The following is a 13317-nucleotide window of genomic DNA, read 5'->3' as shown; positions in this document are numbered from 1 at the left end:
CTCGCCCGACCCCGATCCCGGCACCGGCGTCCGCCCCCCGCCTCCTGATCCTCTTCGGCAACTACCGCTCCATGGGCATCGCATGCGCGGCCCCGCAATGGGTCGCGGAGTCCTCGGAGCCCCTGGCCGTGGCGGACGGAAACGGTTTCGTGGCGGTCACGGAGTCGCTGAGTTACGTGCTCCAGATGGACCTGGAGGAGAACGACGACCGGCCGGCGGAGATCGAGGTGACGCTATGGGGCGTAGGCGAGCGGACCGAACAGTGACGACGGGTTTCGTGACGGCCGAACTCACCCCAGCCGAACGGCACTGACGGAACAAACTCCGGGAGGGGACAGCAGCAATGGGCAGCAAGGGCAAGAGTGACCTCACGATCCCACTCACCGACCTGGAGGACTACGGCGGCAGACTGCGCTCCATCAAGGACCGCATGAACCGCACGAAGAAGACCTTCGAGTCCTACAAGGACGACATCGGCGACGGCGGCGTCTACGACTCCCTGGAGGACTTCGAGTCCAACTGGGAGGACGGCCGCGAGGACATCGGCCAACAGCTGGACCAACTCGCGGACCTCTCCGACGCGGTGGTCCACGAGTTCAAGAAGCTGGAAGACGACCTGACCAAGAAGATCAACGATGCGGTGAAGGCGAACGAGGGCAAAGGCGGCAAGGGCAAGGACAACGCCAAGTAGCCGCTAGGACCGCACCAGAGCCATAGGCATAGGCCATAGCCCGCCATCAGAACTCACGAAGCCGCCACAGGACTCTCGAAGCTGACCAGCTCGGCGATCTGCCGAAGCAGCAGCCGGTACGACTCACGCCGATGAGCCGCCGTCGTACTCAGCGTGAGAACAGCCAGGCGCTTGCCCTCCGGGTGCGGAAGATGGGCGTGCACCTGGAGGAGGGGCCGTCGCGGCAGCCCACTGCCGTCTACCGGTGTGCGGACGGTCTCGCTGAGGGTCGCCGGACCGCAGAGCAGGTCATCGAGGTACTCAATACGGACGTGCGGGAACTGCTCGCCGGAGGTGACGGCACGAGCGGCGGTGACGGCGGGCGGGGCGACGGCGATGTCCCGCCAGGAGACGGTGAACAGGGAAAGCAGAGCCTGCCCCTCGGCTCCCCCGCCACCCCACCCGGACCCGGCATCGTCGCCTCCGTCGTCGCGATGCAGTCCGATGGAACAGTGGACGGTGCCGACCTCACCGAGTGCCGCCAGCAGTTGCTGCCCAGCGGCGAAGCGGCCGATGAGCAACTGCCGACACCGGTCGTCCGGCGCCGACTCCAGCAACGGTCCGAGGGCGGCGCGCAACTCTCCGTGGGCCGGAGAGCCCTGGGGGTCCGACCGGGAGTGGAGAGGGATCGCGGTGAAGCCCGGGGGCTCGGCGAACCAGATGTCGGCGTGCGGGTTCATGGCCGAGTCGTGGAACGTGAAGGAGTAGGCGGAATAGGGGGTGCTCACGAAGAGTGCCTCTTCCCGGAGTTGATCAGGGCCTAGCTGGGCGGATGCCGACGCGCCGGCCACGTTCGATGTCCTCGGGGGTGGCACCCCACTCGGCGAAGTCGCGGCGCCCTCCGTCCGTGCCCATCTGCTGCTGCAGGACCTGCAGGCGCCGTGGAGCCCGGCAGTCTCGGGTGGGGGCGGCGATGAGTCCGACGAAGCGGGGATCGCCGGCGAACCACACCACCTCGATCTGTGCCTTCAACACGGGCTTGGCGCGGGGAGCCATGCGGCGGCTCCACCACTCCACGCGCAGGTGCTGACCGAACACCAACGGCAGCTGCTGTCCGGGGGAAGCGGGGTTGGGCAGCTCGAACCATCCGTACTGGCTGCCCAACACGTCGGGGTGCTTGGTCAGGCCGTTCGGGACGCCGCGCAGGACCTGCCAGGGGTAGGTGCGCAGGATGCGCAGCATCCGCAGAGCGGCCGGGAAGTAGCGCGCCTGCACCACGACTCGATAGGACCCGTAGATGAAGTACGGCATGAAGATCCACACCACCCAGTCGGGTGTGCGGGTGGAGATGCCGAGAAGCACGATCCAGCCGCCGATCCAGCCGATGAACCCCAGCACATTCAGGGCCATGTGCCGACCCCATGCACGTCGGGTTTGTGGGTGGTCCCAAGCTGTGGCGTAGCCGGACGGGTTCATGAAGACGCTCTTTCCGTGCGGACGTTCAGCAGAAGGCATGGCGGGCCAGATTCAGGATTCCGCCGTTGTCGAGCCCGAGCCGTGCTCCGTCGATCCCGGCGACCGCACCGTCCTTGATTCCGTCGTCCTCCGAATCCACAAGACTGTCGACCAGACCGAATCCTCCGGTGCCCACGCCCACCGCGCTCGAGGCGGCGGAGACCCTTTCAGCTGCCTTCTCAGGATCACTCGCAGCACGCACCATGCGTTCGACCAGAGGATTCTTCATTCCGGAGATCGTTTGGGCCTGGTCCATGGTGTGGGTCCCGAGGGCGGCCATCTTCTGCCCCGGGCTCAGCACTTCGGTAGTGGTTCGCACGGTATGAACAGCCTCCCTGCCGCCCTTTACGACAGCCCCCAACGCCGGGAGCACTCCGGCCGCGTCCGCCCCCACGGACACCGCATTACTCCAGAAGTCGGCATCCAACTCACCTTTCGTGAGTCCGTCCCACAGTGACGCGCGCACTCCGGGATCGGCGAGCCTCGCCCCCAGCGCGCCTGCGCTCAGAGCGGAGGACGCCAACAACAGCGCGGCCACCATCGCCGCCCCGAGCGGCCCCGCGAAGATGATCGCCACGAGCCCGACGACACCGGCGACTGCCGCGAGGATGTCGGGGAGGTTCTCCTCGACCCAGTCCATCGCCGTGTCGAACCAGCCCGGCTCGTGCGGAGCCAGCTTGTCCGTTGCGTCACGGATCTTGCTCGCCCGACGCCCGGCCTTCTCCTCGTGCTCGTACGCAAGGTCCCGCGCCTTGCCCAGAACCCGGTCCAGCTCCGCCTGAGCGTCGTCCACCCGCGCGTTGGCCCGCGTCAGGGCGTGCTTCGCGTCGTCCTGCCGGCCGCCGTCCTTGTCCAGGTCGGGGTCCTTGCCCGCGGTGTCGGCCTTTCCCTGCGCCTTCTCCAAGGCGCGCCGCGCGTCCCTCGCCTCGGCGTCCAGACGTTTCGCACGGGTCTGGAAGTCTTCGAGCTCGCCGTGCCAGCGATTCAGCTGCCGGGCCGCCTTGGACAGCGAATTCATCGCGTTCCGCAGGTCCTTCGGCAGTCGGCCGTCCTCCAACTGCTCACGGAAGGCGACCGCCGCGTCGCCCTCCCAGTAGCTGCCGTCCATCAGCTTCGTCACTACTTCATGGGTGTCGTCGAGGACCTTGGCGCAGTCGGTCAGCTTCTTGTGGAGTGCCTTCACCGAGTCCGGGTCGCCGGGAGCCGGGTCGAAGCCGAGATCGGGGCAGTCCGGGTTCGGGATCTCCGGCGAGGACTTCAGGCCCTGGGGCAGCGGGCCGTTGCGACGAGCCGGTGAATCGGCGAACGGCTGCCTCTCGGCGCCGGGTGTGTAGGTCACTTCGCACCTCCCCTGCCGACTCCGCCTTCGCTCTTGCTCCGCGCCTTCGCTTCGGCCTTCTTCATGGCTTCCTCCAGCGCCTTGTCGACCTCGCGGTAACTGTCCTTGCTCTTACCGATGATCTTCGCGAGGTCCTCGGTCTGCTTGCCGATCTGCTCCGCCCCGTACTTCCACTCGTCCTGGAATTCCTCGCAGGCCCGGTCCAGGTCATCGGTCCCGAGCCCGCTGGTGGTGGCGTCGGCGAGGGCCTTGCGGAGCCCCTTGAGAGACGTGGTCGACCTGTTCAGCAGCCGCATGAAGCGGTCCAGTTCGTCGCCGTCGACCTGCAATGTGGCGGCCATGGGGTACGTAGCTCCGTTCGTCCGTGGGGGTGGTCAGCGGTTGACGGCCTGGATCTCCTGCACGGCAATGGCCCGCCCTGTGCCGAAAGCCCCGTCCGGCAGGTCCCCGGACGTGCCGCCGGAGCCCTTCCACGACATCCGCCAGGTGAGGGTGGCCCCGAGTTCGTACGACGCGTCACCCGAGGCACGGAGGTACCGGACCCCACAGGGAGGGGTCTCACGGGCCTTGCCCCTGGCGTAGGGCTCACCGATGGAACCGCCCTCGATGACGCACTCGCCCGATGCCGGATACGTCTCGGCCTCACTCGTACCGGGGTCGACCCGAAGGCTCACGGGCTCCGCCGTGGCAGTCGCCCAGAGACCGGCCTCGGGCAGCCTCGCTGTGGCTGAGACCGCCTTGGGCTCGGCCCGGTCCAGCCAGATCCAGGTCGGCAGACCGACCTTCGTACCGCCCCCGGGAGCCATGGACACATCGGTGCCCGGCACCTGCGTCTCCTGATAGGCGAGGCCTGCGAGCATCTCGGGGCTGATGGCCCGGGGGACATCCGGAACATCGCCCTTGTCGACCCAGAAGGGATCGCGCGTGCACTCCGTGGCGGTGGCGTCCCCGGCGAGCGTGGTGTTGTCGATCGCGGTCCACCACATGCCATCGTCGTTCTTGGCGACGTTGAAGTCCTTGTACGGGTGTCCGCCGTTCAGACGCGCCTGGTCGGAGGCCAGTTCCGCGCCGTCGCCTCCGGCGGCGGAGTGCATGAGCCACTTGGCCTGCATGAACTTCTTGAAGTCACGGGCCTTCCAGTAGGGCTCGTACCAACAAGGTGGCGGGGTCCACGTGGTGGTGGGAGTCAGGGTTCCGGGGCTCTTGGTCCCGGCAGCCCCTCTGATCGTGAAAGCGACCTTCGAGGCGATGCTCTGCCCGCCCGTCCGGGCCGAAGCCTCGTGGGTCTCGGGGGCCGGGGAGCTGAAGTCCGCGCGGGCGTTCAGCGGTGACACGAGCAGCGCGGCCAGGCAGATCGCCGCCACGGCGCAGCCCGGAGTCACGGTCGGCATGCGGCCGCCCCGCGCTCCGCCGTCACCGATGTGGTCTGCCAAACGCCGTCGCCGTTGCGCACCAGATCGGTCTCGTATGCGACGAAGGAGCGGGCGGACGCCGCGTTGCGCTCGGTCTTTCCGGTCCTGCGGTGCTTGACGAAGGCCCTGCTCTCGTCGACACAGTACGTCGAGGTCGCCGTGGCGCCCTTCAGATACGTCACCTCGCGGTCGAAGTACCGCACCGTGCCGGTCCAGGTGTCGGCCCTGTCCAGAAACGCCTTGGTGTAGCGGTAGGCGGCGGTGAGTGCCTCGTCGGTCGAGTAGAAGGCCAGTCCCGAGTGCTTCATGTCGCCGCTGCTGATCGCCTGGTCGATGCTGCCGATCCGGCGCTCGGTGTCGGCCAGCACCGCGTCCTTCACGGCGTTCCCGGTCCTGGGGCCCTCGAAGGTGTTCTTCATATCGCCGGGCAGTGTGACGGTGGGCCGCTTGATTTCAGCGGCCGGCGCCGATGTCGGCGGAGCGGCCGCGTGCTCGGACGCCGCGCCCGCGATCACGTCGGGCCCGTCGGCCGCCTCCTCACCGCATCCGGACAACAGCAGCACGGCCGCCGCGACAACCATGAGCGGGCACGTCGGTCTCGTACGCATGGGCATATACCTCCGGCAGGGGCGACAGCAGATAAACCGGCCTCTGCCTGCGGAGGTCACCGCCGGATCGCGCCCCGGCGGAGTGAAAGTCGGATGAGTCGGGCTGACGGGCGGGGCGTCATGCCGGTGTTCGGATCGTGGTGGGCCGGGCGCGTGGCCTCAGCCGACCTCGTTCTCCGCCACAGCGCGCCCCTTCACCGTCACGTCCCCGCCGTAGAACATCCCGGTGAACACCGGGCTGTAGGTCATCTGGACCTCGACCTCGACCTGTTGCGCGTTCGCTGTCACGCAGTGGGTGTTGGAGACGTCCGCGCCCTGGAGGCCTGCCTCTTCTACGTAGGCTCTTACTCGGGCCGCGCAGTTCTCGTAGTTGATGGGGGCGCCCTTGACGCCCTCGTAGATGCCCTCGAGGTCGAGGTCCTGTGCGGCGTAGCGGGCGGCCTGTTCCGCGATGTCCGCGGCGCGTTCCCGTTTGGAGATGGAGAGGCCGCCGTCGATGACGAAGGCCGAGAGCGCCAGGAAGACGATCGCGAAGATGATGACCGCGCCCGCGCCCGAGCCCCGGTCGTCGAGGTGGGCGCGGCGGGACGCGAGCCAGGCGCGTGCGGCCACGGCGGGAGCGCGGTTCACGCCGACCTCCGGTACGGGTCCAGCGGCGAGCTGAAGGTGGCCTCCAGCGTCGTCGGGATGTCCAGGCCGAGCATGGCGAGTCCCCGGACCTCACAGCTGACTTCGACGGTGAAGAACGGGTCGACCTCTTCGTCGAATCCGTCGCTCTTCTGGACGACGGAGACCGGGCCCGAGCAGACGTCGGCCAGGTCCGCCCGCGCCGCCTTGCGGGCTTCCGCCATCGCCGTGCCGTGTTCCTTCTGGATGGACCCCGCGCGTGCGGCGTCGCGCGCCGCGCCGTCGATGGCGCCACGGCCGTCGACGAGCTGGCCGAAGGCCACCAGGACCAGGATGAAGAGGATCATCACCGGGGCGAGGATCACCACTTCGACGGTGGAGAGGCCTCGGTCGTGGCGGAGGCAGCGGAGCCGACGGAGGCACCGGGCCGCCGCCAGGCGGGAGTTCCGCATCAGCCGTTGTCCTCCACGAAACGTTCCACCGGTCCCGACGACTCCGCGTGCACGTCCAGGTCCAGGCCCGGGAAGACCGAGGGGACCCGCGCCGTGATCTCCACGCCGACCGTGTTCTGCTCCGGCTGGATCGTCTTCACGTCCGGGCCGAGCACCAGCTTCGGACCGAGCTGGCGGATGTACGCGTCGGCCACGTCACGTGCCTCGCCCCGCCAGCCGCCGGCGTTCTCGTCGGCCGTGGCACGCGCCTTGCGCGCGCCCGCCTGCGCCGCCGCCTGGGCGACGTGGTCCGCGAAGAAGTACAGCGCGAACTGCACCGTCGCGAAGATCATGAAGAACAGCACGGGAGTGAGCAGCACGAACTCGATCGCGGTCATGCCGGATTCGCCGCGGGTGGAGGCGGCCTCCACCCTGCGGCGTACGAACCCGCGCAATCTCCGCGATCCGCGCAATCCCCGCGATTCGCGCGACCCGCGCGATTCCCGCGATCCCCGCACTCGAACCCCGTCGCCTTTCACGATGCCGCGAACAGTAGGAAGTCGGGCGTCAGCAGGTGCTGCCGGCGTCCGCGCCCTTGATGCAGTCGCTGACCTTGTCCGCGCCGCCCTTCAGCGCCGCGTTGATGACCGCGGCCACCACGCCCACGATCGCCACGACGACCGCCGAGATGATGACCCACTCGACCGCGGACGCACCGCGGTCCAGTTCGCCGGAGCGGGCGCGCTGCACGCGGCCCTTCAGGAAGGTCACGAGGAAGTCGACAGCCGGGTGACTGAAGTTCCGTCCGTTCATGATGAGTAGTCCTCTCGGTTTGGTGGGGGGAGTGGTGCCGGGCCCCGTTTGCTCCGGCACCGTCGTCGTAGGGCCGCTGTTGTCCGCGGCCGCTGCCGTCGTAGGGCCGCTGTCGCTAGACCTGGAACACGCGCATCGCCGCCGGGAAGATGAGGAAGACCAGGAAGCCCGCGCACAGAAGCAGCTGCGCGACCAGCATCGACTGGGATTTCTCGCCCGCACTGCCCTCGATCTCGGCCAGTTCGCGGTGTCGCATCGTCTCCGCGCGGGAGGCGAGGGACTCGCGAACCTTCGCGCCGTCGTCCGCCACCAGCGCCAGGGACGCCGACAGGTCCTTCAGCTCTTCGACGCCCAGTTCCTCGCCGAGCGAGCCGAGGGCCTGCCACTGGCTGACGCCGGTGATGCGGGCATCGGCCAGAGCGCTCCGGATGCGTTGCGTCGCCCATCCGTCGGAGACTTCCGCCGCCGCCATGAGCGCCTCGGGGAGGCCACGGCCGCCCGCGAGGCTCATCGACACCAGGTCCAGATAGGCGCCGATGACGCGGCGCAGGTCGCGCCGCTTTTCTGCCGCGTCCCTGCGTACTTCCAGGTCCGGCAGGAAGAAGAAGAGCACGCCGAACATCAGCGCGAGCCACACCGGGATGATCGGGCTGCGGCCGACGCCGAGCGTCCAGATGATGGCGAAGAGGAACGGTCCGAAGAACACGCCGGCCGCGGCGAGCAGGACCTTCGTGGCCAGGAACTTCTCCCAGCTGCGGTCGAGGACCGCCAGGTCGGCCCGGAGCGACCGCTGTTCCCAGCCCTGCTGGAGGTAGAACTCGGCGACCCGCTGGCCCACGCGGCCGCGCATCGTGCCGAACCGGCCGGGGCTCTCCGTGTCCGCGGTGGCCCGGTGCGACTCGTACGCCGCGCCGCGCGCCCGCATCGCGTCGATGCGGGCGACGGTCGCGACCGCGCTGCGCTTCGACGGCATCAGGGCGCGAACGAGGGCGAAGACGCCGAGGCCGAGGATCGCGCCGATCAGTACCGGCATCGTCAGGCTCATCGACGTACCCCCTCGGACGGGTTGGAGTAGCCCGGCAGGGACTGCTGGGCGGTTCCCGGGCGGCCGAACTGCGGGGCCTGCTCGGGGCCGCCGGGCACGGGCGCGCCGCCGGGACCCCGCGGACGTACGAACTGCACGCCCGGCTCGTCCTTGACCAGGAAGCGGTCCGGCGTCTCCACCGTCGACAGCTTCCGCAGCCACCAGAAGCCCAGGGCGAACAGCGCGCAGACCATGGCGAGCACGAGCTGGCCGACGGGCGTGCCGTACGGCTCGACGAACTCGCGGTTGAAGATGGACAGGCCGAGCACGAAGGCGATGGAGACGGCGACCACGATCTGCACCGAGCGACGGGTCGAGGCGCGCTGCGCCATGACGCGCTGGCGCATGTCGACCTCCTCGCGCGCGGACTTGGCGAGCGCGCCGAGGACCTGGCGCAGGCCGGGGCCGCGCAGCTTGGCGTTGAGGATCAGGGCCGCGACGATGATGTCCGCCGAGGCGTCGTCGATCTCGTCGGCGAGGACCTGGAGGGCCTCGGGAAGCGGGGTGCGCGCCCGGAGGCGGTCCACGAGCGCGTCCAGGTGCGGCCGGAGCACCGGGGCCGCGGCCCGCGCGGACGCGGGGATCGCCTGTTCCAGGCCGACCGCGCCCGCGATGGTGTCGCGCAGCGACTCCGTCCAGGCGGCGAGCGCCTCGACGCGCTTCATCTGCGCGCGCTCCTCGGCCGCACCGCCGAAGAGCTTGTCCCAGAAGAAGACGAGGATGCCAGCGGCGATGCCCGCCACCGCCCAGCGGGTGAGGAGCAGGACGACCAGGCCCACGCCGATGGCCGCGGAGCCGCGCCGGCCCACGAAGCGGACCAGTTCGCTCGCGCGCTCGCTCGCCCGGTGCTTCTCGTGCGCGGGCTTGGCGGGCAGGCCGCGGATGGCGACGGCGAGCAGCGCGAGGCCGCCGCCCGCGGCGACGCCGCAGCCCAGTGCGTACAGGACGGGCAGCGAGAAGACGCCGCCCATGGAGCCCAGTGAGTTCATGTCGTGCTCACCCCCATTGCCCGGCGGGGCGGTAGCCGAACGCGGCCAGGTCGTCCATGCAGGCGATCGGCGCGTGCGCGACGACCCGTCCGTCGGGGGCCTCCGCGAAGACCTCGCTGGACAGGACGCGCCCGTCGACGCCGTTGACCTCGCGGACCGAGGTCACCATGCGCTGGAGCTTGCCGCCGGACTGGTAGTTGTTGCGCCGCTGGATGAAGACGACGAAGTTGACCGCTCCCGCGACGAGCATCTGGCTCGCCTCGATGGGGAGGCGTTCCGAGGCCTGCAGCGCGTACGTCGAGATGCGGTTGAACACCTCGCTGGAGCTGTTGGCGTGGATCGTGGAGAGCGAGCCGTCGTTGCCCTGCGACATCGCGTTGAGCATGGTCACGATCTCGTCGCCGAGGACCTCACCGACGATGACCCGGGAAGGGTTCATGCGCAGGGAACGGCGGACCAGTTCCGCCATCGAGATCTCGCCCTGGCCCTCGGAGTTGGGCAGGCGCTCCTCGAAGGCGACGACGTTGGGGTGCAGGTCGGCGAAGGTGTCGAGGCCGAGCTCCAGGGCGCGCTCGACGGTGACGAGGCGCTCGTGCGGCGGGATCTCGTTGGCGAGGGCGCGCAGGAGCGTCGTCTTTCCGGCGTTCGTCGCGCCCGCGATCATGATGTTCTTGCGGGCCCGGACGGCGCAGGCCAGAAAGTGGCCGATCTCGGGCGTGAGCGTGCCGTTGCCGACCAGGTCCGACATGAAGACCTTGCCCATGCGGGCGCGGCGGATGGAGAGCGCGGGGCGGCGCGTGACGTCCATGACGGCCGACAGACGCGAGCCGTCGGGCAGGCGCAGGTCGAGCTGCGGGTTCGCGGAGTCGAAGGGGCGGGACGACAGGCCCGAGTAGGCGCCGAGGACCTGGATGAGCTCGACGAGCTCCTCGTCGGTCTCGGCCACCGGGTCGGCCTTGGCCTCGCGGCCGTCGGCGAATCCGACGAAGACCTGGTCGCAGCCGTTGATGTCGATGTTCTCGACCTCGGGGTCGTCGAGCAGCGGCTGGAGCCGTCCGACGCCGAAGAGCGCGGCGTGCACGGCGGCCGCGTACTGCTCCTCGGTCTCCGCGTCGAGAGGGGTGCGCCCGGCGTTGATCTCCGTGCGCGCGTACTCCTCGAGGATCTGCGCGATGACGGCGCGGGCGTAGTGCCGCTCGTCCTCGCCCGACATCGGGGTGACGCCGGAGACCTGGTCGAGGCGGCGCTGCTCGGCGATGCGGTCACCGGCGTCCTGCCGGAACCGCTTGACGAGCTGGTGATCGACGGGTGCGCTCATCGGCCCGTCCCGGGCTGCTGCGCGACGGGGTTGGTCCAGGCGGCGCCGTACTGCTGGTACAGGTCGACGGTCACCTTGCGCGCGGAGCGGATGAGCAGCGACTTGTCGAGCCGGCCGCGGCGGCGCCCGGCCAGCTGGTCGGCGCCCGCGGGGTCGTCGGCGAGGGTGCCGACGACGCGTGCGCCGGTCTGCGCGGCCATCAGCATGTCGTTGACCTGGTGGACGAGCTTGGCGGAGGTCGCCGGGTCCGCGATCAGGAGTACGCCGATGAGGGGCTGCGCCAGGGACGCCGCGCCGCGCGGGCCGCCGTGCAGCTTGGTGGCGAGGGCCGCGGCGCGGTCGCGGACGCGCGCGATGGCCTCGGGCTCGGTGCGCGAGACGAGGAGCACGAGCGCGGCGTGCGGGAACAGCTCGACGGCCGGGCCGTCACCGCTGATCCGGCCGCAGTCCGCTATCACGTCGGCGGGCGCGTTCGGGGAGTCGGCGAGCTGTGAGAAGGCGCGGCCGAGGGTCGGCCAGAGCCCGGCGAGGCCGGCGGCCTGCTCGGCGATGCCGAGGCCGACGAGCACCTCCAGGCCGCCGCTCAACGGCTGGGTGTGGTCCCAGAGTTGGTCGGGCACCAGGCCGCGGCGGGCGGTGGCCGCGATGGAGAGCATGCCGGTGTTGGGGTTGAGCGGGCCGCCGTGCGCGGCGGCACTGCGGTAGACCAGGTCGCCGCCTGCCGGGTCGGTCTCCGCCACGAGGACGCGGCGCGGCCAGACGGCGGCGAGCGCGACTGCTGCGGTGGTGACGCCGGGCGAACCCTTGTCGGCGGCGAGAGCGATGAGCGCCATGTCTCTTGTACTCGCCTCTAGTTGTCGTCGTCGGAGACGCGGGCGACGACGGCCTTGCCCTCGGACGCCGCGCTCGCCAGAGCCGCGACCTCCTCCTGCGGGACGACGAGGGTGATGTTCAGGTTGCCGGTGCTCACGGTGGCGTCGCTCTTGGCCGCGATCGTGTTCACCTTGGCGTCGGCGACGAGGGGCGTGCCGCTCGTGGAGCTGCTGCCGCCGCTCGAACCCTTGCCGGTCGAGGTGCCCGAGACGACGGGGAAGACGGAGACGGTGTCGCCGACCTTGATGTCGGAGGGGTACTGGCCCTCCTTGAGGGAGAGGCCCACGGACGCCTTCCCGGCGGGCAGCCCCGTCTTCTTGGCGAACATCTCACCGACGGCGACGGCTCCCTTGGGGATGTCGCTCTTCGCCTTGAGCTTCGACAGGACGCCGCGCTGCTCCCACTTCACGTAGTTGATGGCGGCGTCCTCGGCGACCATCACTCCGGTGATGTTCTTGCCTTCGACGGCGGCTTCGCCCGCGGAGATCGGCTCGGTCACCCGCACGACCTCGATCCGGTCACCGGCGCGCAGCACGAGCACGGTGGCGCCGAGGGCTCCGACGAGGATGAGGAGAACGGCCAGTGCGGCAAGTGCCGGTTTGCGCTCGCGAGGCGGCGCGGGAAGGCGCTCACCGACCGCTGGCTGAGCCGGCGCGGCGGAACGGTTGTTGCCCGCCCCCGTACGCTCCTGGATCTTCACGCAACTGCTCCCCGCACACCCAAGAAGATTCGGTCAAATTTCGTCATCCATGACACTCGCGGGTTTCCCACCCGGTCTCGGACCGGCTATTCAGCCACAGGCCCAGTGTCAAGTCATCGCACCGTATCAGCAGCACATAAGCCCCTCAAGGCGCGTTAAAGATCGCGAACCTCACAGCCGTCATCGTTATCCACGCGCAATCCGTGCTCCACGGTTCCGCCGCAGCCCCCATGCCGCTCCCGGGTCTCGGGAGGCGACTTATGTATGCATACGCGAACTCTGGGCGGCGGGCGCGAACTCCGCACGAAGGCCCGTGCGGATGCCCGTGGAACCCCCTGTGCCATGATCCGTCAGCCCCAAGGGGGACGCCCCAGGGGGCCCGGCCGGTTCCACCCCCATGCACTACTTTCCGCCGCACTCGCGAAGGGACACGACGCCGCCATGGGAACCCCCACGGAACACCCCTCACTCCTCCCCATAACCCACGCAACTCTGGCCGCGGATCCGCGACTTCTGGCGGCCGTCCGGGGCATCGGCGCCCGGCACGGCTTCGACTACACGGACGACGCGGCGACGACGGACCTCCTGCGGGAGCGCCGGAAGGCGGTCCGCGGGGCGGGGAACAGCGCCCCCGGCTGGCTGGGCGGGCTGACGGCCGTCGCGGGCATCTGCTGGCCGCTGCTCTCACCGGCGGTCCCCGCCCTGGCGGACCAGCCCCCGGCGGCCCGGCTCGGCCCGGCGGCCCTCCTCCTCGGCCTGACGGTCTGGCTCTGGGCGCTGGTGTGGCGGCGCTGGAAGCGGGAGTTGCTGCACCCGCTCCTGGCGGGCTACCGCGAGGTGATCGGGGCCGCGCAGGCGCACGGGGCGCCGGTGACGCATGTGCCGGACTGGCTGGTGGGGCGCTCGGACAGCGGGAACGCTTTCTCTCATACACATCT

At 69.9% G+C, this 13317-nt stretch carries 17 protein-coding genes and 1 pseudogene; 3 read left to right on the top strand and 15 right to left on the bottom strand.

Features of this window, described 5'->3' with window-relative positions; translation table 11 throughout:
* Together AOK03_RS24060 and AOK03_RS24055 are read left to right on the top strand one after the other, a co-directional pair.
* Positions 1–266, top strand: a 266-nt coding sequence (locus tag AOK03_RS24060) for a hypothetical protein (RefSeq protein ID WP_157869058.1), incomplete at its 5' end; no start/stop codon positions are given.
* Between the two features lie 77 nt (positions 267–343).
* Positions 344–691, top strand: a complete 348-nt coding sequence (locus AOK03_RS24055) for a hypothetical protein (protein WP_055567419.1) — start codon at positions 344–346, stop codon at positions 689–691.
* Positions 692–744: 53 nt separating this feature from the next.
* Here the strand turns inward: AOK03_RS24055 and AOK03_RS24050 are convergent, their stop codons facing one another.
* The 15 genes from AOK03_RS24050 to AOK03_RS23980 form a co-directional block, all read right to left on the bottom strand.
* Entirely contained in the window at positions 745–1458 is a 714-nt protein-coding gene (locus tag AOK03_RS24050) for a hypothetical protein (protein WP_055567418.1), read from the bottom strand.
* Between the two features lie 25 nt (positions 1459–1483).
* Positions 1484–2080 carry a hypothetical protein gene (locus AOK03_RS24045; protein WP_055567417.1) on the bottom strand — a complete coding sequence of 199 codons (597 nt, stop codon included), beginning with the start codon at positions 2078–2080 and terminating at the stop codon, positions 1484–1486.
* A gap of 91 nt (positions 2081–2171) precedes the next feature.
* Positions 2172–3524, bottom strand: coding sequence for a hypothetical protein (locus AOK03_RS24040; RefSeq protein WP_055567416.1), 1353 nt, complete (start codon positions 3522–3524; stop codon positions 2172–2174).
* Complete coding sequence (locus AOK03_RS24035) at positions 3521–3865, bottom strand: hypothetical protein (RefSeq protein WP_055567415.1); 345 nt, start codon at positions 3863–3865, stop codon at positions 3521–3523. Before AOK03_RS24035 ends, AOK03_RS24040 begins: the two co-directional genes overlap by 4 nt.
* Before the next feature lie 33 nt (positions 3866–3898).
* Positions 3899–4915: a hypothetical protein gene (locus AOK03_RS24030; RefSeq protein ID WP_063792559.1), complete on the bottom strand. Its 1017-nt coding sequence runs from the start codon at positions 4913–4915 to the stop codon at positions 3899–3901.
* On the bottom strand, positions 4903–5544 hold the full coding sequence (locus tag AOK03_RS24025) for a hypothetical protein (protein WP_063792558.1): 642 nt from the start codon (positions 5542–5544) through the stop codon (positions 4903–4905). The genes AOK03_RS24030 and AOK03_RS24025 overlap by 13 nt, the downstream gene beginning before the upstream one ends.
* A gap of 159 nt (positions 5545–5703) precedes the next feature.
* On the bottom strand, positions 5704–6174 hold the full coding sequence (locus tag AOK03_RS24020) for a pilus assembly protein TadG-related protein (RefSeq protein ID WP_244177718.1): 471 nt from the start codon (positions 6172–6174) through the stop codon (positions 5704–5706).
* On the bottom strand, positions 6171–6623 hold the full coding sequence (locus AOK03_RS24015; RefSeq protein WP_055567413.1) for a TadE/TadG family type IV pilus assembly protein: 453 nt from the start codon (positions 6621–6623) through the stop codon (positions 6171–6173). Before AOK03_RS24015 ends, AOK03_RS24020 begins: the two co-directional genes overlap by 4 nt.
* Positions 6623–7000: a TadE family protein gene (locus tag AOK03_RS24010; RefSeq protein ID WP_341845823.1), complete on the bottom strand. Its 378-nt coding sequence runs from the start codon at positions 6998–7000 to the stop codon at positions 6623–6625. Before AOK03_RS24010 ends, AOK03_RS24015 begins: the two co-directional genes overlap by 1 nt.
* A 169-nt stretch (positions 7001–7169) precedes the next feature.
* The gene (locus AOK03_RS24005) at positions 7170–7415 is read right to left on the bottom strand and encodes a hypothetical protein (RefSeq protein ID WP_055567411.1); all 246 of its coding nucleotides are present in this window, start codon (positions 7413–7415) and stop codon (positions 7170–7172) included.
* Between the two features lie 115 nt (positions 7416–7530).
* Complete coding sequence (locus AOK03_RS24000) at positions 7531–8460, bottom strand: type II secretion system F family protein (RefSeq protein ID WP_055567410.1); 930 nt, start codon at positions 8458–8460, stop codon at positions 7531–7533.
* Entirely contained in the window at positions 8457–9488 is a 1032-nt protein-coding gene (locus tag AOK03_RS23995; RefSeq protein WP_055567409.1) for a type II secretion system F family protein, read from the bottom strand. The genes AOK03_RS24000 and AOK03_RS23995 overlap by 4 nt, the downstream gene beginning before the upstream one ends.
* 7 nt (positions 9489–9495) lie before the next feature.
* Entirely contained in the window at positions 9496–10806 is a 1311-nt protein-coding gene (locus tag AOK03_RS23990; protein WP_055567408.1) for a TadA family conjugal transfer-associated ATPase, read from the bottom strand.
* Complete coding sequence (locus AOK03_RS23985) at positions 10803–11639, bottom strand: hypothetical protein (protein WP_055567407.1); 837 nt, start codon at positions 11637–11639, stop codon at positions 10803–10805. Before AOK03_RS23985 ends, AOK03_RS23990 begins: the two co-directional genes overlap by 4 nt.
* A 17-nt stretch (positions 11640–11656) precedes the next feature.
* Complete coding sequence (locus AOK03_RS23980; protein WP_055567406.1) at positions 11657–12379, bottom strand: hypothetical protein; 723 nt, start codon at positions 12377–12379, stop codon at positions 11657–11659.
* Positions 12380–12820: 441 nt separating this feature from the next.
* Here AOK03_RS23980 and AOK03_RS23975 point away from each other — a divergent pair.
* Positions 12821–13317 (top strand): annotated as a pseudogene (locus AOK03_RS23975) (hypothetical protein); the annotation flags it as partial.

Origin of the sequence: Streptomyces atriruber (assembly GCF_001418325.1) — a bacterium.
Taxonomy (GTDB): Bacteria; Actinomycetota; Actinomycetes; order Streptomycetales; family Streptomycetaceae; genus Streptomyces; species Streptomyces atriruber.
Note: the sequence above shows the minus strand (reverse complement) of the source record. Positions and strands in the feature narration are given on the sequence as shown.

Excerpts from the sequence above, each read along its gene's own strand:
- AOK03_RS24025 (WP_063792558.1), bottom strand. The coding sequence starts at position 5,544 with ATGCGTACGAGACCGACGTGCCCGCTCATGGTTGTCGCGGCGGCCGTG.
- AOK03_RS24045 (WP_055567417.1), bottom strand. The coding sequence starts at position 2,080 with ATGGCCCTGAATGTGCTGGGGTTCATCGGCTGGATCGGCGGCTGGATC.
- AOK03_RS23985 (WP_055567407.1), bottom strand. The coding sequence starts at position 11,639 with ATGGCGCTCATCGCTCTCGCCGCCGACAAGGGTTCGCCCGGCGTCACC.
- AOK03_RS24035 (WP_055567415.1), bottom strand. The coding sequence starts at position 3,865 with ATGGCCGCCACATTGCAGGTCGACGGCGACGAACTGGACCGCTTCATG.
- AOK03_RS24010 (WP_341845823.1), bottom strand. The coding sequence starts at position 7,000 with ATGACCGCGATCGAGTTCGTGCTGCTCACTCCCGTGCTGTTCTTCATG.
- AOK03_RS24005 (WP_055567411.1), bottom strand. The coding sequence starts at position 7,415 with ATGAACGGACGGAACTTCAGTCACCCGGCTGTCGACTTCCTCGTGACC.
- AOK03_RS24055 (WP_055567419.1), top strand. The coding sequence starts at position 344 with ATGGGCAGCAAGGGCAAGAGTGACCTCACGATCCCACTCACCGACCTG.
- AOK03_RS24015 (WP_055567413.1), bottom strand. The coding sequence starts at position 6,623 with ATGCGGAACTCCCGCCTGGCGGCGGCCCGGTGCCTCCGTCGGCTCCGC.
- AOK03_RS23995 (WP_055567409.1), bottom strand. The coding sequence starts at position 9,488 with ATGAACTCACTGGGCTCCATGGGCGGCGTCTTCTCGCTGCCCGTCCTG.
- AOK03_RS23990 (WP_055567408.1), bottom strand. The coding sequence starts at position 10,806 with ATGAGCGCACCCGTCGATCACCAGCTCGTCAAGCGGTTCCGGCAGGAC.
- AOK03_RS24000 (WP_055567410.1), bottom strand. The coding sequence starts at position 8,460 with ATGAGCCTGACGATGCCGGTACTGATCGGCGCGATCCTCGGCCTCGGC.
- AOK03_RS24030 (WP_063792559.1), bottom strand. The coding sequence starts at position 4,915 with ATGCCGACCGTGACTCCGGGCTGCGCCGTGGCGGCGATCTGCCTGGCC.